Annotated in this window: 21 protein-coding genes and 10 tRNA genes; 24 read left to right on the top strand and 7 right to left on the bottom strand. The window is 28.9% G+C overall.

Going from position 1 to position 25,995, the window contains the following annotated elements; genetic code table 4:
- Positions 1-136 precede the first annotated feature (136 nt).
- The 3 genes from MDIS_RS03575 to MDIS_RS03565 form a co-directional block, all read right to left on the bottom strand.
- On the bottom strand, positions 137-1,126 hold the full coding sequence (locus tag MDIS_RS03575) for a prolipoprotein diacylglyceryl transferase (RefSeq protein ID WP_044635671.1): 990 nt from the start codon (positions 1,124-1,126) through the stop codon (positions 137-139).
- Positions 1,127-1,284: 158 nt separating this feature from the next.
- The gene (locus MDIS_RS03570) at positions 1,285-1,776 is read right to left on the bottom strand and encodes a peroxiredoxin (RefSeq protein WP_044635670.1); all 492 of its coding nucleotides are present in this window, start codon (positions 1,774-1,776) and stop codon (positions 1,285-1,287) included.
- A 151-nt stretch (positions 1,777-1,927) separates the two neighbouring features.
- Positions 1,928-2,001: transfer RNA gene (locus MDIS_RS03565), tRNA-Trp, on the bottom strand.
- Between the two features lie 193 nt (positions 2,002-2,194).
- Between MDIS_RS03565 and MDIS_RS03560 the strand changes: the two genes are divergently transcribed.
- The 5 genes from MDIS_RS03560 to MDIS_RS03540 all read left to right on the top strand — a co-directional run bounded on the left by MDIS_RS03560 (position 2,195) and on the right by MDIS_RS03540 (position 6,193).
- Entirely contained in the window at positions 2,195-2,527 is a 333-nt protein-coding gene (locus tag MDIS_RS03560) for a glycine cleavage system protein H (RefSeq protein WP_044635669.1), read from the top strand.
- Entirely contained in the window at positions 2,508-3,377 is an 870-nt protein-coding gene (locus MDIS_RS03555; RefSeq protein ID WP_044635668.1) for an SIR2 family NAD-dependent protein deacylase, read from the top strand. Before MDIS_RS03560 ends, MDIS_RS03555 begins: the two co-directional genes overlap by 20 nt.
- 1 nt (position 3,378) lies before the next feature.
- A complete protein-coding gene (locus MDIS_RS03550; RefSeq protein ID WP_044635667.1) occupies positions 3,379-4,410 on the top strand; it encodes a lipoate--protein ligase in 1,032 nt (343 codons plus the stop codon).
- Positions 4,411-4,415: 5 nt separating this feature from the next.
- Positions 4,416-5,597 (top strand): oxidoreductase, encoded by a 1,182-nt coding sequence (locus MDIS_RS03545; RefSeq protein WP_044635666.1) that lies wholly within the window; start codon positions 4,416-4,418, stop codon positions 5,595-5,597.
- A gap of 86 nt (positions 5,598-5,683) precedes the next feature.
- Positions 5,684-6,193, top strand: coding sequence for a dUTP diphosphatase (locus tag MDIS_RS03540; RefSeq protein ID WP_084217556.1), 510 nt, complete (start codon positions 5,684-5,686; stop codon positions 6,191-6,193).
- Positions 6,194-6,322: 129 nt separating this feature from the next.
- On the opposite strand, the gene MDIS_RS03535 is transcribed toward MDIS_RS03540, so the two are convergent.
- Positions 6,323-7,684, bottom strand: coding sequence for a DUF2130 domain-containing protein (locus tag MDIS_RS03535; RefSeq protein ID WP_044635664.1), 1,362 nt, complete (start codon positions 7,682-7,684; stop codon positions 6,323-6,325).
- A 138-nt stretch (positions 7,685-7,822) separates the two neighbouring features.
- Between MDIS_RS03535 and MDIS_RS03530 the strand changes: the two genes are divergently transcribed.
- From MDIS_RS03530 to uvrA, 3 genes are all read left to right on the top strand, one after another.
- On the top strand, positions 7,823-8,170 hold the full coding sequence (locus MDIS_RS03530; RefSeq protein ID WP_044635663.1) for a hypothetical protein: 348 nt from the start codon (positions 7,823-7,825) through the stop codon (positions 8,168-8,170).
- Between the two features lie 231 nt (positions 8,171-8,401).
- Positions 8,402-10,921, top strand: coding sequence for a ribonuclease J (locus MDIS_RS03525; protein WP_044635662.1), 2,520 nt, complete (start codon positions 8,402-8,404; stop codon positions 10,919-10,921).
- 11 nt (positions 10,922-10,932) lie between these two features.
- A complete protein-coding gene (uvrA, locus tag MDIS_RS03520; protein ID WP_044635661.1) occupies positions 10,933-13,776 on the top strand; it encodes an excinuclease ABC subunit UvrA in 2,844 nt (947 codons plus the stop codon).
- Between the two features lie 559 nt (positions 13,777-14,335).
- On the opposite strand, the gene MDIS_RS03515 is transcribed toward uvrA, so the two are convergent.
- Positions 14,336-15,052, bottom strand: coding sequence for a ZIP family metal transporter (locus tag MDIS_RS03515; RefSeq protein ID WP_044635805.1), 717 nt, complete (start codon positions 15,050-15,052; stop codon positions 14,336-14,338).
- Positions 15,053-15,317: 265 nt separating this feature from the next.
- Positions 15,318-16,136: a ribosome biogenesis GTPase YlqF gene (gene ylqF, locus MDIS_RS03510; RefSeq protein ID WP_044635660.1), complete on the bottom strand. Its 819-nt coding sequence runs from the start codon at positions 16,134-16,136 to the stop codon at positions 15,318-15,320.
- 50 nt (positions 16,137-16,186) lie between these two features.
- Here ylqF and MDIS_RS03505 point away from each other — a divergent pair.
- The 10 genes from MDIS_RS03505 (at position 16,187) to MDIS_RS03460 (ending at position 17,744) form a co-directional block, all read left to right on the top strand.
- Positions 16,187-16,263 (top strand) — tRNA-Arg (locus tag MDIS_RS03505).
- Positions 16,264-16,337: 74 nt separating this feature from the next.
- A tRNA-Pro gene (locus tag MDIS_RS03500) sits at positions 16,338-16,414 on the top strand.
- Between the two features lie 3 nt (positions 16,415-16,417).
- A tRNA-Ala gene (locus MDIS_RS03495) sits at positions 16,418-16,494 on the top strand.
- 4 nt (positions 16,495-16,498) lie between these two features.
- Positions 16,499-16,575: transfer RNA gene (locus tag MDIS_RS03490), tRNA-Met, on the top strand.
- A 54-nt stretch (positions 16,576-16,629) separates the two neighbouring features.
- Positions 16,630-16,705: transfer RNA gene (locus MDIS_RS03485), tRNA-Ile, on the top strand.
- A gap of 4 nt (positions 16,706-16,709) precedes the next feature.
- Positions 16,710-16,800: transfer RNA gene (locus tag MDIS_RS03480), tRNA-Ser, on the top strand.
- Between the two features lie 67 nt (positions 16,801-16,867).
- Positions 16,868-16,942, top strand: a tRNA-Met gene (locus MDIS_RS03475).
- 2 nt (positions 16,943-16,944) lie between these two features.
- A tRNA-Asp gene (locus MDIS_RS03470) sits at positions 16,945-17,020 on the top strand.
- Between the two features lies 1 nt (position 17,021).
- Positions 17,022-17,097 (top strand) — tRNA-Phe (locus tag MDIS_RS03465).
- Positions 17,098-17,291: 194 nt separating this feature from the next.
- On the top strand, positions 17,292-17,744 hold the full coding sequence (locus MDIS_RS03460; RefSeq protein WP_044635659.1) for a hypothetical protein: 453 nt from the start codon (positions 17,292-17,294) through the stop codon (positions 17,742-17,744).
- Positions 17,745-17,787: 43 nt separating this feature from the next.
- Here the strand turns inward: MDIS_RS03460 and MDIS_RS03455 are convergent, their stop codons facing one another.
- Positions 17,788-20,373 carry an MAG2960 family serine endopeptidase lipoprotein gene (locus MDIS_RS03455; RefSeq protein ID WP_044635658.1) on the bottom strand — a complete coding sequence of 862 codons (2,586 nt, stop codon included), beginning with the start codon at positions 20,371-20,373 and terminating at the stop codon, positions 17,788-17,790.
- A gap of 717 nt (positions 20,374-21,090) precedes the next feature.
- On the opposite strand from MDIS_RS03455, the gene recO reads away from it, so the two are divergent.
- The 6 genes from recO (at position 21,091) to eno (ending at position 25,994) form a co-directional block, all read left to right on the top strand.
- Positions 21,091-21,771, top strand: coding sequence for a DNA repair protein RecO (recO, locus tag MDIS_RS03450; RefSeq protein WP_044635804.1), 681 nt, complete (start codon positions 21,091-21,093; stop codon positions 21,769-21,771).
- A 26-nt stretch (positions 21,772-21,797) separates the two neighbouring features.
- Positions 21,798-22,358 carry a 16S rRNA (guanine(966)-N(2))-methyltransferase RsmD gene (gene rsmD / locus MDIS_RS03445; RefSeq protein ID WP_044635657.1) on the top strand — a complete coding sequence of 187 codons (561 nt, stop codon included), beginning with the start codon at positions 21,798-21,800 and terminating at the stop codon, positions 22,356-22,358.
- A complete protein-coding gene (gene gmk / locus MDIS_RS03440; RefSeq protein ID WP_044635656.1) occupies positions 22,339-22,932 on the top strand; it encodes a guanylate kinase in 594 nt (197 codons plus the stop codon). Before rsmD ends, gmk begins: the two co-directional genes overlap by 20 nt.
- Positions 22,933-23,790 (top strand): ribosome small subunit-dependent GTPase A, encoded by an 858-nt coding sequence (gene rsgA / locus MDIS_RS03435; RefSeq protein ID WP_044635655.1) that lies wholly within the window; start codon positions 22,933-22,935, stop codon positions 23,788-23,790.
- Positions 23,771-24,421: a ribulose-phosphate 3-epimerase gene (locus MDIS_RS03430; RefSeq protein ID WP_044635654.1), complete on the top strand. Its 651-nt coding sequence runs from the start codon at positions 23,771-23,773 to the stop codon at positions 24,419-24,421. Before rsgA ends, MDIS_RS03430 begins: the two co-directional genes overlap by 20 nt.
- 214 nt (positions 24,422-24,635) lie before the next feature.
- Positions 24,636-25,994, top strand: a complete 1,359-nt coding sequence (gene eno, locus MDIS_RS03425; protein WP_044635653.1) for a phosphopyruvate hydratase — start codon at positions 24,636-24,638, stop codon at positions 25,992-25,994.
- Position 25,995 lies beyond the last annotated feature (1 nt).

Below are 25,995 nucleotides of genomic sequence, written 5' to 3'. Positions count from 1 at the left end.
TTTTATGAAACTATATTATAATAATTATATAATATTTAAATCGTAAAAATGGCAAAAAATATCGATTTTCTAATAAATTTATCAAGTAAAAATCTAGCTTTTCTTTTGTTTTTTAGTACAACTTTTAACTAGTTTTTTAAGCATTTTTTGGTTCTAATTCTTTGTTAGTTTCTTTTAATTCTGAAAAATTACGGTTTCAACGAGTTCAAGTTATTATACCTGCAAAGCGCTTTTTTTCTTTTGAGTATCTGTCAAAAAAAGCGATTTTTAACTTTTTGTTTTCAAATTTTAGGTAGTAATTTGCAAAAAATTGGAAACGTATAAAAAGAAAAAGACCAACAATAATCATAAAAATTGCGATTAGGAAATAATATAAATAAGATTCCTGACGTAAAAATTCCATTGAAGAACGAACGATTCCGTAATATAAAATGTATAAAGCACCGGTTGATCCTGGTTTTAGTCAAGAAAAAAGGTTTAAAATTCAAACTAAAATGATATAACCAAAAAGCGAAGCAATTCCTTCATAGAAAAATAGCGGTACTCGCAACTGTCCGTTTGGCGCGATTTTATCACTAATAAACATATTTTTACGGATGAAACTTCCAAGTCAGTTAACAGTTTTACCTTCGGGATCAAGAAATCCATAAACTTCGTGGTTGGTAAAATTTCCTCATCTTCCGATGAATTGGCCAATTAAAACTGCTGGCAAAATGAAAGAAAATGCTTTTCGTCAGTCAAGTTCTTTTCGTTTTCTGTAAAGATACAATAAATTTGCGATTGTCGGGAAAATTACTCCTCATTGAATCGAAAGTCCACCGTGGCGAATGTTGTACCAGTTTTTTAAATTGGTAAAATCACCAACAAGTAAACGTTCAAGAATAAAACCAAAACGTGCGCCAATTATTGAAACTGGAATTGTGATGAAAATTAGCACTGCTAAATAGTCGTATTTATAGCCTTCACGCTTTCAAAAAAAATAAATTGTAATAATTGAAGCAATCATCCCCAAAACGATTGTTAGCGCGTAAATGGGAATTCAGTCCTGAATTAACCAAAAAGCCTCACCCTCCTTAAACGGGCGTTCATTTGCTAAATCAGCGGGGATTTTTGTATTGTTAGTCATTATTTTCCTGTTTTTATTTGTTCTAGAAAATTATACCATTTTTTATTTTTTTACGTTAATTATTAATATAAAAATAGCACAACTAATGTGTGCATTTTTTTGTTTTTTGATAGGTAAATTTAATTTTTAACTTAAAAATTTCTAAATTTATAAAAAATTTAGGTAAGTTTCTTAAGTTCTTCTTCTAATTTTTCAAAGTCAATTTGATCATGGACATCTGAATTGGACTCGACAACCAGAACCTTACCTTCGGGATCAACAATAATGTAACCACGGTTTAATAAAAAAACATCGTTAATTAAGAACCCAGTTGCTAATCCAAAACTACGGAGTCGGTAGTCTGAATATATTTCTAAATTTTCGGATGCATTAGCGTTTTTTCACTGTCCAATCGCTGAAGGAAGATCTAAAGAAACTGAAATAAATCGGAATTGAGGGTATTTGCGTGACAAATCACGTATTGAAACTGTTTGAAAATCGCAAATTTTAGTGTTAATTGATGGAAAAATTGAAATTACAGTTGTTTTTTCAAAGGATTCAAAGTCAACAACATCAAAATTTGTATCACTAACAGAAAATTTTAATGTTTCACCAGGTTCAATCAATGAAGAAACTAAATCATATTTTTTATCTTTAAATTTTGTTTGCATCATTTTCCTCACACAAAATTTTAGTTTTTATAAATTAAATTCAAATTTATTTGATTTAAAAAATAGAAATTTTTAAATTAACAATTAATTTCATTTTTTCATTTTTTAGACCAAAAAATCAGAAAATAATTGCTAAAAAAAAAAAAAAAAATGGCGGGGGTTAAAGGATTCGAACCTTTACTGATGGGTTTGGAGTCCATAGTACTGCCATTATACTAAACCCCCGTTTAAATTTTTTATATTTAATTATACTCTAAAAAACAAAAAAGATCTTTAAATTAACACGTTTTTTATAGTTAGATTAAAAAAATTCTTTTCAAATTCCTAAATTATTTCCGATTTGTTGTTAATAAAATATTAAAGACATTGTTTTTGTGGTAATATCTTAATTAATACTTAAAAAATAAGGAGGTTTTTTGTGCAAAAAGTTGCTAATTTTATGATAATCGAGCAAAATAATGAAATTTTCACCGTTTATTTAACTGCGGAACTCCAAGATGACCTCGGAACTATTGGTTTTTTGAAGTTTATTAACAAAAAGAAATTTGAAAAAAACGAGATTTTTGCTAAAATCGAAGCCTCAAAAACTGTTTTTTCATTAAAAACACCTTTGAAATGTGAAGTGATTGAGTTTAACGAAGCAGCACTAAAAAATCCAAAGATTTTAAACTCGCATAATCCAGAAGAAAATTGACTTTTTAAAGCAAAAAAAATTGATCAAATCGAGTTCGATGCCCTTGAAGACTTTTAATCAAATTGAAGAATCAGCTAAAAAAATTAAAGAAATAATCAAGAAAGCTGATGCAATTCTTGTTGGCGTAGGTTCTGGAATAACTGATGCTGACGGAAATAATTATTATGGAGCAAAATTTAGCCATAATTTTCAAGATTTTATTGAGAAATATAAGTTTATTGACATGCTACAGGCATCTCTTTTTGATTTTGATTCCTGGCAAATTTATTGAGCTTTTCATAGTAGATTTGCTAAAATTAATTATTTAGATCTTAAGGCATCGCCAAGTTTTTTAAATTTAAAAAAAGTTTTGGAAAATAAAAACTATTTCATTATAACAACAAATTCTGATAGTTTTTTTGAAAAATCAGATTTTCCAAGTGAGAAAATTTTTTATATCCAGGGCAAATATAATTTAATGCAATGTTCAAAAATGTGCAAAAATATCCTTTATAAAAACGATAATTTGCTGTTAAAAATGGCTAAAAGCCAAAAAAATATGAAAGTTGATTTTAAATTATTACCTCGATGTCCAGAATGTGATGCTTTTTTAGAAATAAACAAGCGAATCGCTTTTAAAGGAATGGTGGAAGATAAAAATTTTCACATCCAAAAGAAAAAATACAATGATTTTATTGAAAAAAACAAAGAAAAAAATATAATTTTTCTTGAAATCGGTGTCGGTTTTACTACTCCACAATTGATTAAATTTCCATTTCAAGAAATGACCAAAAAGTTTAAAAATGCAACTTATTTAGTTCTAAATCAAAAAAGATACCGTAAAAACAAAGAAATTGCTGAAAAATCACATTTTTTTTATGAAGATATTAAAATTTTGCTTGAAAAAATAGCACAAAAAGGAACCTAAAATGTATTTAATCGAACCAAAACGCGACGGAAAATGAGTCTATGATGGCGCAGTTTTACTTGCAATTCAATATTGAGCTATAAAAAACTTGAAATTCCTAGAACCAATTATTTTCCCTTATATTTGCGATCCCCATGTGCAAATTGGTTATTTTCAAAACCCAAAAGTTGAAATAAATATGGAACTTTTAAACAAAAGCAACATTCAAGTCGTTAGAAGAGACACTGGCGGCGGCGCGATTTATTTAGACAGAAATGGGATTAATTTTTGTTTTTCATTTCCATATAACAAAAATAAAGATTTACTTGGAAATTATCAGAAATTTTATGAGCCTGTAATTAAGGTTTTGCAAAATTTAGGAATAAAAAACGTCGAATTTAGCGGTAAAAACGACCTTCAAATTGAAGGAAAAAAAGTTTCTGGAGCGGCAATGTCGCTTGTTGATAGCAGAATTTATGCTGGTTTTTCGCTTCTTTATGATGTGAATTTTGATTTCATTGGCAAAATTTTAACCCCAAATCAAAAGAAAATTGAAGCAAAAGGGATTAAATCTGTTTCACAAAGAGTGACAAATTTAAAGGATAAATTAGCGCTGGAATATCAAAATTTATCTGTTGACCAGATGAAAGATCTATTTTTACACGAGTTTTTGAAGGTTAACAAACTAGATAAGTTTCATTATTACAAATTAACAGATGAAGATTGAGTTGAAATTGATCAAATGGTTGCTGATAAATACAAGAATTGAGATTTTGTTTGAGGTTTAAGTCCTGATTTTTCTTTTAATCGAACAATTAGAACACAAATGGGAACGATCACTTTTTCACTTGAAATAACAGAAGGAAAAATTGAAAAAATCAAAATTTCTGGTGATTTTTTCCCGAAAAAAACACTTTTAGAACTTGAAAATTTTCTAATTGGCACAAAACTTGAAGAAAATGAACTTCTAAATCGCTTGAAAGAAGCGAAATTAGAAGATTTTTTTAGTCAAAAACTTGATGAAATAGAAATTTCTAAGTTACTTTTGTCTTAAAATTTATGAAAGATAAACTTTTTAGTCCTTACAAAATCGCTAATTTTACCCTTAAAAACCGCTTTGTTTTCAATCCAATAACATTAAATCTTTCAGAAAAAGGCTTTGTTTGTCAAGCAGATTTAGATTTTGCAACTGCACGAGCTCATTCTGCACCATTAACAATTTCTGGCGGAGTTTGTGTTACAAAATTGGGAAGTTTGTTCAAATATAGTCATAGCATTGAAACTGATGTTTATATTGAAGGTTTGAAAAAATTAGCAATTTCAATGAAATCAAAAGGTAGTTTAGCTGTTTTACAATTAATTCATGCTGGTTCACATTCTGTTGCAACTATTGAAAAATTAGGTTATTGTTTTGGTCCTAGCTCTGAGAAACGAAATTATCCTATAAAATACGACGTTTTTCGACTAACCCAAAAACAAATAAACAAGATTAGCGACCAGTATGCAGCAGCGACTGAACGGGCAATTAAAGCAGGTTTTGATGGAATTGAGATTTCATCAGCGCAAAAACTGTTGCCACAAGAATTTTTTTCAACTTTTACAAATAAAAGAAAAGATAAATACGGTGTGCAAAATCTTGAAAATAGATCAAGATTTTTAATTGAAATATTAGAAAAAGTTCAAAAAACCATTCAAAAAACAGGGAAAAATGATTTTTTACTTGGTTACCGCGCGACTCCTGAAGAAAGGCGCGGCAATGATTTAGGCTATACAATCGAAAATTTCCTTGATTTCCTTGATCTAATTGAAGAAAAAAGGATAAAAATTTCATATTTAGCGATTGCGGGTTGGGGGAAAGACGTTTTCCGTGATAGAGTTCGATCAAAATCAATTAATTTTAACAGACTAGTTTCTGAAGTTGTTTATGAAAAAATACAAGGAAAAATTCCGCTAATAATAAGTGGATCAATAAATTCGTTTGAAAAGTCAATTGAGGCGATTCGGTTTGCTGATTTTCTTGGAATTTCATCAGTTTTTGTTGTTGAACCTGATTTTGTCAAAAAAATTGAAAAAAATCAACCAATAAATTTAACTTTATCCCCAAGTGAGTTCGAGAAGTTAAAAATTGGTAAAAATGCGTTCAAAGAAATTAGTCATTATTTTGATTATGGCAAATCCTTACCAGAAAATTTACGTAAAAATATTTTAAAAAATTCTAAAAATAACAAAAATATTAATTAATTTTTTCATCCACTTGTAAAAAGTAACAAAATACTGTATAATTAAATAGATACTAATTATTTTCTTTTTTCCTAATTTGTGTGATTATGAATTTAGATTTAAAATTGATTTTTGAGAAACAAAAAATTTTAGATAATCTTTTTGCCGAGTATAGTTATGGCAAAAATTCAGCAACTGAAATCGATCCGCAATGGCAAGATAAAGTTATTATTGCTGCAATTGTTGAAATTGCTGAATTCGCCAACGAGATTGAAAGTTTTAAGTACTGAAAAGTAAATAAAAAATCAAATTACGAAAAAACTATTGAAGAATATGTTGATGCAATTCACTTTTTAGTTTCAGCTTGCATTCATTTTGAGACAAAACAAGTTTTTGAAACAAAATTTGTTAAAAATAAGGATATTAACGAGCAATTTAAACAAGTTTTTATTTTAGCATCACAGTTTCTGCAAAATAAAAAAATAGAAATTTTGGTTGAATTATTCGAATTTTTTTTAGGTTTTATTGAAATTTTAGATTGAACAATCAATCAAGTTATTGAAGCTTATCTAGAAAAGTATAAAAAAAACCTTGAAAGAATTAAAAACCAGTATTAAAAAAATTATTTATAAAAAAGTCAAGACAAATTTTATGTCTTGACTTTTTTATAAAAAAACATATGGTTTAGTAAAAACGCTGTATTTTACGGCATTTTTGCGAAGCAATTTTAAAATAATTGGAAAGGATTAGATAATTTCTAGTGCAAGTTTTTCACTTTTTTCTATTTTCTCAACTTTTTTTGCAAGTTTTGTAATTTTAAAATTATCGATTTCATTTTTTAATTTTCTAATAAGAGTGTTGGAAATTTCAATTAATCCATTTTGAATTTTAGTCGCTTCATCAATAATTTTATTACTTGAGGCTATTCCTTCTTCGGATTTTTTTCTTATTTTTTCAGCAATTTTTGTTATTTTGTTATTTTTTCACTCTTCAAAATCTTTAATTATTTTTTCTTTTTCCTCGAGATTTTCAACTTGTCTAGTCAGTTTTTCCTCCTTGATAATCATTGATTTTAGAATCATCAAAAGCGCCAAATAAAAATGTGGTCTACAAATAAATATTTTCGGAAATTTAGGCGCAACCTCAATTGTAATATATTGATCTGGTTCGAGTTCGGTTACTAAAATTGCATAACGAGCTTTCTTTTTTACACGGTCGCTTTCAAGTTTTTTGAAAAAATCCTTGTTTTTTTGCTTCCCAGGTTTTTCCTTTGACTCAGATTTGGCTTCAAGAATTATACTTTCATTAATTTCATTTTCTTTGTCACGAATTGTGAAAATAAAGTCAGCCTTTGTACCTTTTAGTTCGCCATCTTCCTTAAGGTTTTCAGTGTCTTTTTTTAAGGTAAAACTGATTGATTCATCGTTTTCCTGATCAAACGGGAAAACATTTTTGTAACGTTCTAAAATTCAGTTTTCTAAATTTTCACCAATTTCCTTTGAATTGACATTTTTTTCCTTATACTTGTTTAGTTCATCTTCCAATTCTCGGATTTTTGATTCCTTTTCCTTAATCATTTTATCATAACCACTTTGTACATCTAAAATTCTTTTATCTTGTTCTTTTTTAGATTTTTCTTCAAATTGAGCGTTTAGTTTTTCTTCTATTTCTTTAATTTTTTTATCACTTTCAACTTGTTGTTCGAGTTTGATTTTTTCAATTTTATCGCTTTCATTAGCTTTATGGCTTTTGATTTCTGCTTCTAAAATTCCGATTTTTTTATCTTTTTCATTAATTTCGGAAGAATGTCTTGCTTGTAAATTAGAGCTAGTTTTTAAATTTTCACTCTTTAAATCCGAATTTTCTTTTAAAAGTTCTTTGATTTTTTCATCTTTTTCTTTTATGCTTTCGTCGTTTGCAAGAATGTCATTTCGAACTTTAATTTTAAGTGATTCTAATTTTTCTTTAACTTGTGCATTAATATAATTTTGCACATCGCTTGTGATTGTGAACCAATCACCCTTGTTTCCGTCTTCTAAAAGTTCGTATTTAAGGGTTTTTTTGTCAATAATGCTTACTCTAATTTGTTTTTTTTCTTGTTTTTCCATAGTATTTTAATTTTACCATTTATTCATTATTTTAATAAAAAACAAAAAGTGGATTTTGATAAAAATTTTAGAAAATATGGTATAATTATATTTTAAATATTACTTTTTTGGTAATAATACCCCAATTTTTAACTAGTAATGTCAAGTAAAAAAACAAAATTTACTAAAAAAATAAAAGAATTTCACTTTAGTGAATGAGATGAAATCACAAAAGATGTTAAAAATCCAAGCCAGGAAATAAAAAACCTTTTTCCTTACAGTGAAAAAAGTTTTGATTTTCACGGTTTTGACACACAAAAAACAACTGCCATTGTTGAAAATCTCATTTTTGAATTAATGAATTCAAAAATGAGATGCGTTAATTTAATTTCTGGCATTGGATTTGGCCATCTTTATGAACAAATTCTTGATAATTTATCACATTATTCTTCGCAATTTGATTTAGATTTACAAAATCCGGGACTAATTCGCGTTTGCAAAAAGTAATTTTTGTTATTTTTTTAAATAAATTTGTTAAAATTTGTTTAGGTATTTAGGTTCGAACATATCAACCTTTTTTAATTTATTAATAATTTTCATTGTTAAAATTATTAACTACTTATTCTTTTGTTTTTTTTAAAAACACAAAATCGAAAGTTTTTATTGATTATGATTGTGTATAAAATTGTAATTATTTTCGACAAATTTATGAAAATATAATATAATGACAGGAAAATTATGTCCTCAACTGTAAATCCAACACGGTTTTTTGGTCTTGGCGGAATGCAAGAAATCGGTAAATCAACTTTAGTTATTGAAGATGATCATGATATTGTAATTATTGATGCCGGGATAAAATTCGCAAACATTTTTTTAACCGGAATCAAAGGAATGGTTCCAAATTATCAATATTTACAAAAAAAACAAGAGAAAATACGCGGTCTTTTTATCACTCACGGTCATGAAGATCACATTGGCGGAATTGTTTACTTGGTTCAAGAAGTCAATATTAAAAAAATTTTCGCTCCAAAAATCGCTATTGAATATTTGAAGGCAAAATTTGATGATCAAAAAATTAACCCAAAAGTAACTTTTGTTGAAATTAACAAAATGGATTCTTATCGTTTTGAAAGTTTAACAGTCGATTTTTGAACCGCGCAACATTCAATTCCTGATGCTTTTGGAATCAGAGTTAGTTCAAAACACGGTTCAATTATGTGCACTGGCGATTTCCGCTTTGACTATACACCAATTGGAAATTACACTGATTTTGAAAGACTAAAGGAAATTGGTAACCAAAGATTAACAGCACTTTTTTCTGATTCTACAAACGCAATGCGTCCAAATCATTCGCCTTCTGAACGGGATATTCTTGCTGATATCGAAATGCATATGCGTTCTGCAACGCGAAAAATTATTATTACCGCTTTTGCCTCAAATTTAACAAGAATTAAAGCGCTAATTGAAATTGGTGTTAAATTAGGAAAAAAAATTCTTGTTTTTGGTCGTTCGATGGTGAACGGAATTAACATCGGACGCCGTTCAGGTTATATTAATGTTTCTGATGACGTTTTTTTAGGAAAAAATTTAAATGGCGTTGAAGAAAATCAGATGCTAATTTTAACAACTGGTTCACAAGGGGAACAACTTGCTGCTCTTGACCGAATGTCAAATAAAAAACACCCTAAAATCAGTATTGAACCACGTGATATGATTATTTTTTCATCATCGCCAATTCCAGGAAATAAAATCAAAATTGAACATTTAATTAACAGACTTTATAAATTAAGCGCAATTATTAAAGAAAACGGGCCTGATGGCTATCTTCACACTTCTGGACACGCTTATAAAGCCGAGCATGAAAAAATTTTTCAATTAACAAAACCAAAATACTTTTTCCCTTATCATGGCGAGTATCGAATGTCAGTTGCTCACTCACAAACTGCAATTGAATCAGGTGTTGATCCTAAAAATGTAATTATTGCTGAAAACGGGCAAGTTTTTAAAATGGTTGACCAAGAAATTTACAAAACAAGAGAAAAAATTCCTTGTGAGCCAATTTATATCGATGGTGAAACAATTTCCCGTGATAATTCGCGAATTATTAATGAGCGTCAAGAAATGCGTGAAAATGGTTTTGTTTTTGTTTTGATTCCTTTTCACAAAGAGAAAAATTTACTTACTGGTCGAATTTCTATTATTACAAAAGGAACTTTTTCAGTTCGTACAGGAAGTCAAATTATTGCAGAAATTCGTCGTCTTTGTTTTACATCAGTTAAATTTTTTACTGAAAAAAATCAAAAATGATCACCGCCACAAATCAAACAGTTGATAAAAAACCGACTTAATGCATATTTTCACAGAACAAAACGTTGAAAACCAGTAATTTTAACAAAAATTCTTTATATAGATCAAAAAGTTGATTTTATTAAAGAATATCAAGCAAAAAAAGGTGAAAAGTTCATGATTCACACTTTAGAAAAAAGCAAATTTGATTCTAATTTTGAAAAACTAAACCTTCAAAATTCAGATAAAAACAACGAAATTTCAAAGGAAAACCCTTTAAAAACTGATAAGTTTTTCAAGCCAAAAAATTTAGAAGGCAAAATTTCTCAAAAATCTTCAAAAAATTATTATAATAACCAAGTTTTTAACCAAGATTTTAAACCAAAAACAGATAACTATGTCAAACTCTTTAAAAAAGACAATTTAAAAACTACCAAATTAAGAAGAAATTTACAAACTTTTGATTCAAAAAAATCTTTTAATGATTCTACAAGTAAAAAAGCTAGTTTTTTGTGAAAAAAACCGCAAATTAATGGCCAAAACTCTATTATTACTTCTTCATTTTTAACTTCCTTGACTGATAAAAAAGTTAAAAATGAAGAAGATAGTCTTAAATCAATTAAAAAATTTCCAACTTCTAAAAAGTTAAATCTAAAAACACCCTATGAAAAACGTGCTAAAGTTAATAAAAATGACTTTTTGAATTTAAAAAATTTGACTTATAATAATAGGAAAAATACTAATAATCATAAAAGTTCGCATTCTTTAACTGAACAAAAAAGTTTTGTTCCGTTAAAAAACAATAAACCAACTGAAGTTTTCTACCGTAAAAATCAAAAAGATGACCTATTTAATAGTCACAAAAACTGAAAAATGACTAAAAAACCATTTTTTGTTCAGCCACCGCAAGACAAAATAACGAAACAAGATAATATTGCGGAAAAAGTTAAAAAACAAAGAAATAATGAGTAAATTTTGAAAAAATGACTAAAAATAAAGACACTCATAATTTTATTTATATTAAAGGTGCACGCGAGAACAATTTAAAAAATATTGATCTTGTAATACCAAAAAATAAACTTGTTGTTTTTACTGGGCTTTCAGGTTCAGGAAAATCTTCGCTCGCTTTCAATACAATTTACGAAGAAGGAAAACGCCGTTATATCGATTCGCTTAGTTCGTATGCTCGTCAATTTTTAGGTGGTACGAAAAAACCAAAAGTTGAAGCAATTTACGGACTTTCGCCAACAATTTCGGTTGAACAAAAAACAAGCCATAACAATCCGCGTTCAACCGTAGGAACAATTACAGAAATTTATGATTATTTTCGACTTTTGTTTGCAAAAATTGGTAAACCTTTTTGTCCTAATCATAAAGTTGAAATTGTTGCTCAAAAAATTGTTGCAATTTTAGCAACAATTTTATCACGTCCAGAAAAAACTAGAGTTATAATTATGGCTCCTGTTGTGGAAATGGAAAAAGGAAGTCATCGAAATTTGATTGAAAACCTTAAAAATCAAGGTTTTCTACGTGTGAAAATTAATGATGTTTTTTATTATCTTGCTGATGAAATTAATTTGGATCCAAAACAAAAACATACAATTTCGGTAGTTATTGATCGGTTTTTACTCGAAAAAGAAGAGGAAAACCGCCTTCAGTCAGCGCTTGAACTTGCTTTTGATCTTGGCAAAGGAATTGTGCTTTGTGAATTTGATGGATCAGAAACTGTTAGATTTTCAAAATTACAGGCCTGCCCGTTTGGCGATTTTGAGATGCCAAATCTTGAAAACCGCCTTTTTTCCTTTAATTCACCTTATGGAATGTGTAAAACTTGTAAAGGTTTAGGGACGAATTTAGAGGCTGATTTTGATCTTATTGTTCCTGATAAAAATTTGACTATCAATCAAGGTGCGATTAAATATTTTGGTAAATCGGTAAATACAAAATCACTTGAATGGCAAGAATTTAAAATTTTGCTTGACTATTTTGAAATTCCAACTGATTTAGAAATTGCTAAAATGAACAAAAAACAACTTGATGTGATTAAATATGGCACAAAAGAGTCGCTAAATTATTGACTAATTTCCGAAAGTGGCAAGAGATATGACTATTTTCGGCCGATTGAAGGGGTTTTAAGCAAAATTCAGCGAAAATTCTGAGAAACAACAAGTGAAGATTTGCGTCTTTGATTTAAAAAAATGATGTCTGAATTTCTTTGCAGCGCCTGCAAAGGAGCAAGACTTAATGATTATGCTCTCGCTGTTTTAATTGAAAATTATAATATTTTTCAGTTATCACAACTTTCAATTAAAGATTTAATAATTTTTTTTGAAGGTTTAAAATTAACTGAATTTGATCAAAAAATTTCGACATTAATATTATCAGAAATTAAATCTCGCCTTTCATTTTTAGCAAATGTTGGGCTTGAATATTTGACTTTGAGCCGTTCAGCAGCAACTTTGTCTGGAGGTGAGTCGCAACGAATTCGCCTTGCAAGTCAAGTTGGTTCGCAACTGACTGGAATTCTCTACGTTCTTGACGAACCTTCAATCGGTTTGCACCAAAAAGATAATGATAAATTAATTGCAACTTTGAAAAAAATGGTAGAAATCGGAAATAGTTTGATTGTTGTCGAACACGATTTTGAGACTATTTTGGCAGCAGATTATCTTGTTGATATTGGTCCAAAAGCGGGTGAAAACGGTGGTTTTTTAGTTGCAGCTGGTTCGATTAAGGATATTGAAAATGAGCCAAAGTCGATTACAGGTCAGTTTTTAACTGGAAAATTGCAAATTCCAATCCCAAAAAAGCGTCGCAGTGGTAACGGTCAGTTTATTATCATCGAAAAAGCAACTGAAAATAATTTGAAAAAAATTAATATTAATGTTCCGTTAGGTAAATTTGTTGTTGTTTCTGGTGTTTCAGGGTCAGGAAAATCGACATTAGTGAACCAAATTATAGTAAATGCAGTTTCTAAACATCTTGGCGCAACCAATGTTCGAGTTGGAAAATGCGCTGAAATTAAGGGGCTTTTTAATATTGATAAGTTAGTTGCAATCAATCAAAGTCCAATTGGGCGAACACCGCGCTCAAATCCAGCAACTTATACTTCAGTTTTTGATGATATTCGCGAAGTTTTCGCGAATACGGAACAGGCAAGAGCGCTTGGATTCTCAAAGTCAAAATTCTCCTTTAATTTACAAACTGGACGCTGTGATAAATGTCAAGGAGATGGTCAAATTAAAATTGAAATGCATTTTATGCCTGATATTTATGTTTTATGCGACCATTGTCAAGGAAAAAGATACAAACCCGATGTTCTGCAAATTCGTTTTCATGGTAAAACTATTGCTGATATTCTTGATTTAACTGTTTCAGCAGCACTTGAATTTTTTCACAATTGACCTAAAATTGTTGCAAAATTACAGACTTTAATTGATGTTGGCCTCGGTTATATAAAACTTGGTCAATCAGCGATAACTTTATCTGGTGGCGAAGCACAAAGGATTAAATTAGCAACTTTTTTGCAAAAAAAACCAACTGGAAAGTCACTTTTTGTTCTTGATGAACCAACAACCGGTCTTCATAATTATGATGTGGCAAATTTAATTAAAGTTTTAGACCGAATTGTTGATAATGGTGATAGCGTAATTGTAATCGAACATAATTTAGAGGTTATTAAAGTTGCTGATTACATTATTGATTTAGGACCTAATGGCGGAGATGATGGGGGTCGAATTGTCGCAAAAGGAACTCCAGAAGCTATTGCAAATGTTAAAGATTCTTATACTGGCGCTTATTTAAAAACAATTTTAAATACAAAGTAAATTTAAAATTGTTTTTAAATAAAAAACCACCAAATTTTTAGTTTGGTGGTGCAGTTTTTTGCTTTAACTACAACTGCAAAGTCAAAGAAGTTCATTTGAGCGGTCTGAACAAAACCAAAGCATAATATACCATTTTGGTAACTCATAACAAATTATATCATTTTTTTTTTTTTTAAAAAAAAAAAAAAACCAAGTAATTTACAGTCTTTTTAGTAAAATTTGCTTTTATTAGTTTTTTATAGTTTAATTTAAAATTTATTATCAGAATTTTCTTAAAATAAATAAAAATTATTATTTATTTCTCTGTTGATGAAAATAATTAAAATTTATTATTTTTTACCAAAAAGAACTATAAATTTATATCTAAAATTATAGGTTAAACAAATTTGTGTCTTAAAAGTAATATTACTATCGAGTTGAATTTCTAGTTTCCGCTGAAAATTAAAAAAAGGAATTTTGCAGAAGAAACCATAAATACTAGTAAAAATTAACTTTAGAACAAATTTAATTAATTTTTATCCAAGTCCTAGTTAGGTTAAGTTTTAGCACTTTTAATCGACTAATGCTGGTGTAAGGTTAACAGAATTAATGCTAAAACTATCCCGAGAGCGAATAAAAAAAGTGAAAAATGTCACTGAAAAGAAGAATTATTTCTTAAATGAATAAATTCAGGGACTAACTCGATTATTACAACAAAGGATAAAATTGCTCCGCCCGAAACATTAAAAAGGGGAATTAACCAACCAGTTTTTACAAAAAAACGATTTAAAAATGCCCCAATTACAATTATTGGCACCAAAATTAGCGTTGTAATTAGGTTATAAATTACTGATTTTTTAATATTTTGTCCATATTGAACTTGGCGGTAATGAATTATTAAAATTTCAATTAGCATATGAGCAATGAAAGTGCCAATCAAATATCAATTTACACTATCGCCTGCGGTCACTCTCGCAATTACTGAACCTAGAATAAAACCATCGATTGTTCGGTGTGAAAGTAAAAGAAGAATTGCTAGTCAGGCAGATTTTGGGCTATCGACATCAGAAAAATTGACAATGTGATCGCTATGATCGTGTTTTTTATGATCAGAGTGTAATTCTTTTTTAAAAATTTTAATAAAAAATCAACGAGCAATAAAAACAGTTGAAAGACCTAGAATTGCTCCGCCACCTATTATTAAAATTTTGTATAAATTTTCTAGATTGCCAAATTTATGACTAAAATTTTCAGCCCCATGAAAACCTTCTTGCACAAGTCCGACGGTTGCGACCATCAACAAAAGTCCAGTGCTTAACGAATAAAGATAAATATTTGATGTTGGTTTAATTCGTGGTTTAACAAAAGCAACTAATAAAACTAGCAAAACTGGAACTGCAAGAATTATCAACAGAAAAACTAATAAATTTATAAAAAGTGACAAATAAAAATTTGAAGGATCAAGGTAAAAAATGGCACTACCTTCTCTCTACACAAAACAACTAGATAAAAATTATACCACATTTTTGCGCTATACATTATAAAAAAGGAAAATTTTTAAATTAATCTAAAGTAATTTTTTGCTGTTTGAGATAATTTAAAAATCAAATTCGAGTTCTGTTAAAATCCAGTCCATTTTTATCTTTAAACTGTTTAATTTCGGCTAATTTTGATAAATTTTTTTCAATTTCAAATTCAATTTCCGAAGGTTCTATACCCAAATTTTTTACTAAATTTGGGTATAGAACAGAAATTAATTTATAAGCTTCGATAAAAAGGAAAGTTAAATCAATTATTTCTTGTCTTATCGAACCAATAAGGGCCAGTTTTATTGCAACTTTTTGATCATCTAGTTTAGGAGTTAAAATTCCGGGCGTGTCAAGAAAAAGGAATTTTCCCGAACTAATTCACTGATTATTCCTAGTTATTCCGGGCTGATTTCCAACCTTAAGTCGCGAATTTGTCACTAAATTTATTAAAGTTGATTTTCCGGTATTTGGCATCCCAACGACAAAAATTTTTAAGGTCGGGTTTTCAAATTTCATTTGACTATTTTTTTGTTTTAACTTAAAAAAATAGTTTAGTTTTGATAAAATTAAATTTTTACTAGTATTATTTTTTAAATTTAAAAATAATACTAAAAAATTTTTTTCTGTGAAAAAATTTTTAATTTTTACAAATTTTTCGCCATCTGCTAAATCAATTTTTGTGACAATTACTAGTCGAAACTTGTTCGGAGCAATTTTTCAAAAGTCATTATTTATACTAGAAATTGGCGCTCTTCCATCAACAACTAGAACAAAAAGATCGATTATTCTTGCCTTTTTCGACAAGTCATTAAGACTTTTTGCCATATGTCCTGGAAACCAATTAATTTTCATAATATAAAATTATAAATGTTTTTTAAAAAAATGGTATAATTGTTTGGAGTGGTCACGTAGCTCAGTAGGACAGAGCACGAGCCTTCTAAGCTTGTGGTCAGAGGTTCGAATCCTCTCGTGATCGCCATTTTTTTATTTTTTGAAAAAATCAAAAAATAAAAAAATTTGCTTTTTTTCAAAATTAATGTATAATTGTTACTTGGAGAAGTAGCTCAGTTTGGCAGAGCGCTACGTTTGGGACGTAGTGGTCGCAGGTTCAAATCCTGTCTTCTTCACCATTTGGGGGGGTAGCTCATCTGGCTAGAGCGCCTGTTTTGCACGCAGGAGGTAGAGGGTTCGACTCCCTTCCTCTCCACCATTTTGGCTCTATAGCTCAGTTGGTTAGAGCGTCCGGTTCATACCCGGAAGGTCATGAGTTCGAATCTCCTTGGAGCCACCATTCAATAATAGTTTTTTAGAATGAAATAAAATTAATAACTAAAAAATCTGATCTGGATCTATAGCTCAGCGGTTAGAGCATCCGGCTCATAACCGGTTGGTCATTGGTTCGAATCCAGTTAGATCCACCAAAAAGGGCAATTACCCAAGTGGCTGAAGGGACTAGTCTTGAAAACTGGCAGGGGTGTGAAAGCCCGCGGGGGTTCGAATCCCTCATTGCCCGCCATTTTTTCTTTATTTTTATTAAAAAAGATAAAGAATGTGATATAATCTTGTTCTTGTTAACAAAACATAGCGGAGTAGAGCAGAGGTAGCTCGTTGGGCTCATAACCCAAAGGTCATAGGTTCGATTCCTATCTCCGCAACCAATGGTCTAGTAGTAAAGTGGTTAATACGCCTCTCTGTCACGGAGGAGATCGCGGGTTCGATCCCCGTCTAGACCGCCACGGCTCTGTAGCTCAGTAGGTAGAGCAACGGTTTGAAGCACCGTGTGTCACTGGTTCGATTCCTGTCGGAGCCACCATATCTTTTCTTGGCTTCAAAAAAAAAAAAAAAAGATGCTATGAATTACAGCATCTTTTTTTTTTTTTTGCAAAAATTGTAAACTTATCGCTAAAAAGTTTCTTTTTTGATTTTTTTATTTGTAAACAATTATTTTTATAGAATTTATTATAAAATAATCTTTTATAATCAACAAATTTAGTGGGGTTTTAAAAAATGAGTTATAAAAATAACGATCAAAAATATTTTATTAGTCAATATTTTGATTTTATCAAAAAATTAAACCGACCAATTAAACCTTATTCTGAATTACAAATTAGAGAATATGCGAAAAATTACCAAGTTTTGCTTAAAAATAATATCCGCAATAAAATTTGGTTTTGACAGCGTCATCATATTGATGAAATTCATACATCTGGTGCGATTTTAATGGCAAATAAAGAAGTTTATGACAAAGGTCTCACCGTTATTGTTAGCTGGAAAGAACACGCTTTTCTGCATTATCTAATTGTTAATGCAGAAACAACATCGCCCAATTTTGGTTTTTTAATGATGATTAACTTTGAAATTTGAGACGAAGTTGCTCGTGATTTTTGTAAAAAATATAACATAAAATATGTGCCAAATTGGCATACAAAGTTTTCTGGACTAGAAAATAATTTGGAATAAAAGTTTATTCCAAATCCTAAAAGTGCTATAAATCACAGCACTTTTAGGATTTGGGACGAATTTTGACAGTAAATAAATTGTCTTTTTCTAATTTTCTTTTAAAATCTTCACGAATATTACCGTTAAAACCATCTTCGTAAGTGCTTTCACCCTCCATTAAACTGATAGCGTTCGAAAAAGTATTACTACTTGGATCTTTTGAATAGAAAAAATTAATCCCAATTAAATTAAAACTAGAATCAATAGCCATTGAACCAGAAGATCCAGAACTTAAGGCGTTAAGTTTATCTTCGGGTTTTATTTTAGTGTATAAATGCGAATGCTGGTTCAAAATGAGTTTTAACATTCCGTGTTTTAGGTCGTCGCGGAAAGGTTTTTGGTATTTTTTTCAATTTTGATGCTTTGAATTTCAGTCTTTATTTTCACTTTCATTATAAGGAACTCAAAGTGGCTGAAATAAAGAACCAGTAATTATTCGACTTCGAGTGTTGATAATTCCGCCAGTTGATTTGTTAGTTTTGAAATTTAGACCTTTATTTCATTCAACAGTCTCGTTATCTTGACTTGCAACAGGATAACCACCGTAAAATTGTGTTTTTATCGGACTAAATTTTTCATTTTTTCCAAGTCCAACATACCAATCTTTTTCTTTGTCAGTTTCAATTACCTTTTTCAATTCAGGTAAAATTTTATCTAAATCAGTTTTTTTAATTTTTAGCCTTAAAATTACAAAATCAGCACCACCATTTTTTGTCGTTCCAACTCTTGTAGTTTCGTTATAATTATCTAAAAATTTATAGCCAACATCGACATCATTACCCATCAAACCGCTAACTTTGTAGCGAGGCGTGTAATAAGGACCGCTTAAATAACTTTCATAAGCATCGAAAACCGGAAAAACTTTGACACCATTTTGCGTATTTTTGTTTTCAGAAAGTGGGTTTTGCAAACGACCAGCGTTAAAATAGACTTTAGACTGTTTGTTTTTCACGTCTTTTTCACTGATAAAGTGATTATTTTCATCAATAAAACCAGCATTTCATTGTGCTGATTTTGGGTTTTTGCTATCAATATCAAAATACAAACTTTTATCAAAAACACGCCGTAAATTAAAAACGTGAATGTTGGTTGCGACTAAAAGTTCGTAATTTTCTGTATCATTTTCATTAACTATTCTGTCTAAAACTCAAGCAGTTCCTGATTCTTCTTCGCCACGTAAACCGTCGTTTTCAGAAAAAAAAGGATCATCATGCCATTTATAAACTCTAATTCCAAGAGTAAAACTGCGATCATATATGTACTTTTGAAAGTCAAAATCTCTCTTTAGTCCCGAATTGGAGTTTCCACTTGATTTTCATAAATATTTTTTATCATCTTTTGTTTCTAACAGAATTTCAATTTCACCTTTTTTATCATCGAAATTTGCTTTTGCATTTTTTAAATTTGGAATTTTAAAAATTTTTGCAATTTCTTCTAATTTCATATAATAAAATAACTGACTTAAATTAGAAGGCAAAAATCCAAAAGGATTTTTGCTAACAATTTCGCTAATATCTTCTTTATTTTCAGTTACACTTGAGGATTCGCTACTATTAAATTTAGGCAAATAAACTTGTTCAATCATCCCCTTATGAGAAAGACCGCGATTGTAAAACATTAGTTTTTCATCATTATTTTTTCCAAAATCACCATAATGACCGATGTATTTTGTATATTCCCAAAATTTTCTGTTACGATTTTCATCATTAGGTTCAAGGAAATTAATTGGCTGGTTATGTTCGCCAGTATATAAAAAAGTGTATAAATTATGAACTCCAGTTTGATATTTAGGCGTGCTTTGAATAATCTCAAAGGCAGATTTTTCTAATAAAAAATTCTTATCAAAATAATGATCATCTCGGAAATACTCTGGATTTTGTGATTCGGTATAAATTTTATTTACATATTTAAGTTTTGGGTTTTGGTTAAATAAATGGTTGTAATTTTTAGAATTGTAGTTGACGCTGTGAAAATTATTTGAAATTATTTTAGGAGACAAAGGTTCGAAATTTGGTGTTGAATCTTGATATTTTGGTGTTTGTTTTTTTAAATTTTGTGAAAAATCTGGTTTTGGTCTAAAAATAGTTTTACTAGAATCTAAAATTTTTTTAGTGTCATTTCTAACTTTTTCGGGGATTTTTGGTGGTTTAGCAGGTTTTTTTACTTGTTTTTCTACTCTTTTTTTAATTTCTTCTTGTTTTGTTTTTTGCTGGATATCTTGAACTTTTTGGAGATTTTTTAATTCATTTTTATCATTTTGTATTTTCAAAAAAGAGTTGAAAAGAAAAGTTTTTGGTATTGCAACTTGTTTTTCTAAATCTATAAGTGAAACTTCGGCGATTAACTGATTATCTTGGAAATTTTTTGTTAAATTTAATTTTTCTAATCTATATTTATTTTTGTCGTAATCAAAAATAATGTTTTTTCAATCAATACTTTCAAGTGGAATTTGGACTAAATTTTCAATTTTTGCATTAAGAATTTTATTATTTTCATCTTTTTTAGTTTCTTTTGTGACACAAGCCGTAAATAATGTTATTGAGAATGAAAAAGTTACAAATGAAACAATAATTTTTGTTAACTTTTTCATATCTAACCAACTTTGCTAATTTTTAGTAAATATACTTTAAAAATTAATGTTTTAAAGTATATTTACTAAAAATTAGCAACTAAAAATTAATTTTAGCGCTAATATTTATATTTGTAAATTAAAATTAACTATTTTTATGATTAAACTATTAATTTTTATCACCAATTTACTGTACTAACAACTAAAAAAAAAAAAAAAAGAGGAAGAAACATTAAAAAAAGTTGTTAGTTATATGAATAGGAGCATAATTTATAAATAAAGGAAGATATCAAAATATTAATCAAAAAGATTTACGAAAAACATTAAAAAAATTAAGATATCTTAAAGAGGTAAATATATTTTATATATACACAACACAATAATTATTTTATTTATGTTTTAACGGAAATGTTTTATAATTGAAACTTTTAATATATTTTTTAGTAAAATCTACTAAAAGAAACAAATTATTCTTAAATAACCATTTAACACAAGATTATAAATAAAGAAAACAGAAGAAAGGTTCAAAAAATGAAAACTTAAAAAATATTACGGTTAGAAACTTTTGCTAGTAACTAACCAGTTATAATTATAGCATATTTTTATTCAATCAAAAGCAACTAAAAATTTTATACTTATTTTTTAGGTTAAAAACAAAAATAAACTAACAAATAAAAGGTGAAAAATTCTTTGTTTTTTAAAAAAATCCATAAATTCAAAGTGTTTTTGGCAAAAAGAATGGCAGAAAAAATTATTAAAGGTATCGTTATCGATCGATTCAATTTTAGAGATTTTGATCTAATCGTTAGTTTAGCAACAAATTTCGGGGTAATAAAAATGGTTGCGCGTGGCGTCAGACGTCCAACAAGTAAAAATATTTATATTTTAAACCCTGGTTGTTTAGGTGAGTTTGAAATTTTTTTAGCAAGATATTCGAATAAATTGTCTAAATTGAAAAAAGGTGAGTGTTTTTTCAATTTAGACTTAAATGACAAAAAAATTTATGCTTTTTGAAAATTAGTTTCACAAATTACACGTGAAACTAATTTTGTTCCTAAAATTTTTCCAATTTTAGAACAGTCATTTGCCAAAATTAACTCCAAAAACGCGGATGCAATTAAGGTTTATACGATAATTAATTGAATTAAATTTAACGGATGAATTGCAAATTTAACGAGATGTCGAGTTTGTAAAACGAACCAGCGATTAATTAATTTTAATTTTTACGGCGGAATGGAGTGTGTCTATCACCAAAATCCAAAACCTTTTTTTCGTTTTGGTAGAAAAGAATTAGAAATTTTTTACTGATCAAGTTCAAATTTAAATACATTTTTAGAAAAGGTTGACTTTGATTATATTTATTTAGTTTTTGAAATTTTAAAGCAGTTTTTAAAACAAAATTCATACATTTTTTTATAAATTTTGGTATAATTTTTTAATTATTTATGATTAGAATTATTTCTGGAAGTTATCGGCGTGCGGTTATTAAAAATCCTGAATTTTCAGTAGTTCGACCAATGTCTAATCGATGCCGTGAAGCAATTTTTTCGCATTTACAATTTAAAATTCCAAATTCAACTGTTCTTGATTTATTTGCCGGAACGGGAGCGATTGGTTTTGAAGCGAGTTCGCGTGGTGCAAAAAAAGTGATAGCCACTGAAATAAACCAACAAGCATACCAAAATATAGTTGATTTTTGTGAAAAATACAAAGTTAGAGATTATGAAATTTTTAACAAAAATGCAATTTTTTTATTAAGTGATCTTAAAGGACGAAAATTTGACTTCATTTTTGTCGATCCACCGCATCGTGAAGAGGAAATTACTAAAAAATGTCTTTTAAAAATTGCAAAATATAACTTGCTAGAAAATAACGGACTTGTAATTTATAAAACTAATTTAGGCTCTAAATTAATTCCTGATGTTTTTTCTGTTGAAAAAACAAAAAATTACGGAAAAAATACGGTTTTTTTCCTAAAATTGCATAATGAAGACGAAAATGAATAAGTTAATAATCTTATCCGGACCTTCAGGTGTCGGAAAAGGAACGATTGAATCACTTTTGTTAAAAAATAAGGATTTGCTAATAAAACTCGCAATTTCTGCGACAACTCGTGGAAAAAGAAAAAACGAGATTGACGGTATTAACTATTTTTTTTTAACACATCAAATTTTTAAAGAAAAAATAGAAAATAACGAATTTCTTGAATGAAGTCGTCATTTTAACAATTACTATGGAACTCTAAAGTCGCAAATTGAGTTTATTCAAAGTCAAAATTTCATTCCTTTACTCGAAATTGATACGACCGGTGCAAAGAATATTATTAAAAATTACCAAGAAAAAGGTGAATTAGATAAACTTTTAACAATTTTTATTCTTCCACCTTCACTCGAAACGCTTAAAAAACGAATTGAAAAAAGACTAACCGAAACTGATGCCCAAATTAATCAGCGACTAGAAAAAGCTAAATCAGAAATTGAAATTAAAAATTTGTTTAAATTTCAAGTAATTAACGATAATTTGGAAGAATGTGTTAGGCAAATTGAAAAAATTATAAGTAAAGAGATATTAAAATCCTAGATGAAAGGTCAAATTGTTCGAGTTATTGCAGGGTTTTATGATGTAATTGACTGTGAAAGTCAAAAAATACATCCACTTTTAAGAGGTGCTGGTTTGCTTCGCCAAAATGAAAATTCACCTTTAGTTGGTGATTTTGTTGATTTTGAGGTCGATGGATTTATCAAGAAAATTTATGAAAGAAAAAATTGGCTAATTCGCCCAAAAGTAGCAAATATCGACCAAGCTTTGGTTTTTATTTCAATTAAGGAACCTGAATTCTCGAGTTTGTTACTTGATAAATTTTTGTTAATAATTGAATCAAAAAATATTACCCCAATTTTGTTAATCACCAAAATTGATCTTGTTACTAATTTTAAAAGTTTACTACTTGACTATCAAAAAATGAATTATACAATTTTTTTTATTAATAATAAGAAAGGTGAAATTCCTAAAAATTTAAGGGAAAAATTAGAAAAAAAACTTAATTTTGTCATTGGTCAAACCGGCGTTGGTAAAACTAGTTTTATTAATAATTTATTAAAAGAAAAACTTGAAACTCAAGAAATTTCACAGTCGCTAAATCGCGGAAAACATACAACCAGAGTCGTCCAGATTATTGAAAAAGAAAATATTAGAATAATAGATACTCCCGGTTTTTCATCTTTTTCTCATGATGAGATAACAAAAGAAGAAATTCGCAATTCATTTGCAATTTTCCGTGAGTTTTCATCAAATTGTAAATTTCGGTCTTGTTTCCATTTTCAGGAAAAATTAGAACAGTGCGCAATAAAAAGAGCTGTAGAAAATGGAAAAATTCCAGAAAACCGCTATAAAAATTATCTTTATCTTCTAGGAAAATATGAAAAGAAAAATTATTAGCCCTTCACTTTTGAACGTTAAAACGCAAAATCGCCTAAAATTAACAAGAGTTTTCTTAAATCTTGGCATAAAATGGTTTCATTTTGATTTTATGGATGGAAAATTTGTTGAAAATACGGCAATTTCTGTTTCAGAAATCAAAAATATTGTTAAAAAATCAAAAAATTTTATTTCCGATGTACATTTAATGTCTTTTGATCCGGAAAGTCAAATTGATGAATTAATTGGTTATGTTGATTTTGTAACAATTCATTTTGAAAGCAAGAATTATGCCGAAATTAGTAGGATAATTTCTAAATACTCACAAAAAATTAAAATTGGAATCGCAATTAAACCAAATACGGAAGTGGGTGAAATTCTAGAATTATTACCAAAAATCAACTTAATTTTAGTGATGTCTGTTGAACCTGGAAAAGGTGGGCAAAGTTTTATAGAAAGTTCATATGATAAAATAAGTAAATTATCCAAAATAATTAAAGAAAAAAATTATCCAATTATTATTCAAGTTGATGGCGGAATAAAAGACTATAATGCCAAAAAAGTCTTTGATTCAGGTGCTGATGTAATTGTGGTTGGCACCTTTTTGGTTGAAAAACCATCGAAAGTAAAAATTCAGAAACTATTAAGATAAACAAATATTAATTAATAATAAATTTAGTCGTTCTTTCATAGAAAGTTCAAGTAAGGTTAAAAAAATTTGTAAAACCAAAGTAAATTTTCCGTTTTGTAAACTAAAAAACGTGTAAAAGTTTAAATTATGTTATAATTTTTGAAACTGTCAAGTTTAGATTTTTCAACTTTTACTAAAAATCTAATCAAATGAAAACAAATTAGCGAGGTTGATTATGTCAAAAATTACAAAAGTTTTTGCAAGAGAAATTTTAGACTCACGGGGAAATCCAACTATTCAAGTTGAAGTTAGCACTTTTGCTGGCGGGTTTGGTTCTGCAATTGTTCCTTCAGGAGCATCAACTGGTTCAAGAGAAGCGCTTGAATTACGTGATTCAAATACAAAATATGCTGAAAACTGGTATGGCCAAAAAGGTGTAATGACCGCCGTTGATAATGTAAATAATATTATTGCTCCTAAAATTATCGGAATTTGTGTTAAAAATCAAAGATTAATTGACCAAAAAATGATTGAATTGGATGGGACGCCAAATAAAGACAAACTAGGAGCAAATGCAATTTTAGGTGTTTCACTTGCAGTCGCAAAAGCGGCAGCAAGTGAGTTAAGAATGCCACTTTTTCGTTATTTAGGTGGACCAAATACAACTTTAATGCCAGTTCCAATGCTTAATGTGATAAACGGTGGCGAACACGCAACAAATACGCTTGATTTTCAAGAGTTTATGATAATGCCACTTGGTTTTCCAACTTTTCGAAATGCTTTACAAGCATCTAATAAAATTTTTCACAACCTTGCAAAACTTCTCAAAAAATCTGGTTTTGGAACTCAAGTAGGAGATGAAGGTGGATTTGCGCCTAATTTAAATTCGCACGAACAAGCACTTGATTTTCTAGTTGAAGCGATCAAAGAATCAGGATTTAATCCCGCACTTGAGGGCGAAAAAGCTGTTGCAATTGCAATTGATGCAGCCGCTAGTGAATTTTATGATGGCGAAAAATACGTTTTTAAAAAATTAAAAGCAGCACTTTCAACTAAATCTGAATCTGAAATAAGTCAAAAATTTGAGTTTAGTTCTGCTGAATTACTCGATTATTATGGTCAACTTTTTGAAAAATATCCAATAATTTCTGTCGAAGATGGTTTTGCTGAATCTGATTGAGATGGATTTATTGCTTTTAATCAAAGATTTGGAAAAACTCACCAAATTGTTGGCGATGATTTGACTGTTACAAATGTAGAAATTTTAAAAGAGGCTATAAAATCCAAGGCAATTAATTCAATTTTGATTAAATTAAATCAAATTGGAACTTTGAGTGAAACACTTGATGCAATCCAACTTGCACAAAAATCAGGAATGACAGCCGTTGTTTCTCACCGTTCTGGAGAATCTGAAGATACAACAATTGCTGATCTTGCCGTTGCAGTTTCAGCTGGGCAAATCAAAACTGGTTCGCTTTCAAGAACAGATAGAATTGCTAAATATAATCGACTTTTAGTGATCGAAGAATATCTAAATTCTTATTCAAAAAGCGACTATGTTGGGAAAGATGTTTTTTATAACCTAAAAAAATAGT

The organism is Mesomycoplasma dispar (assembly GCF_000941075.1).
GTDB classification, from domain to species: Bacteria; Bacillota_I; Bacilli_A; order Mycoplasmatales; family Metamycoplasmataceae; genus Mesomycoplasma; species Mesomycoplasma dispar.
Note: the sequence above shows the minus strand (reverse complement) of the source record. Positions and strands in the feature narration are given on the sequence as shown.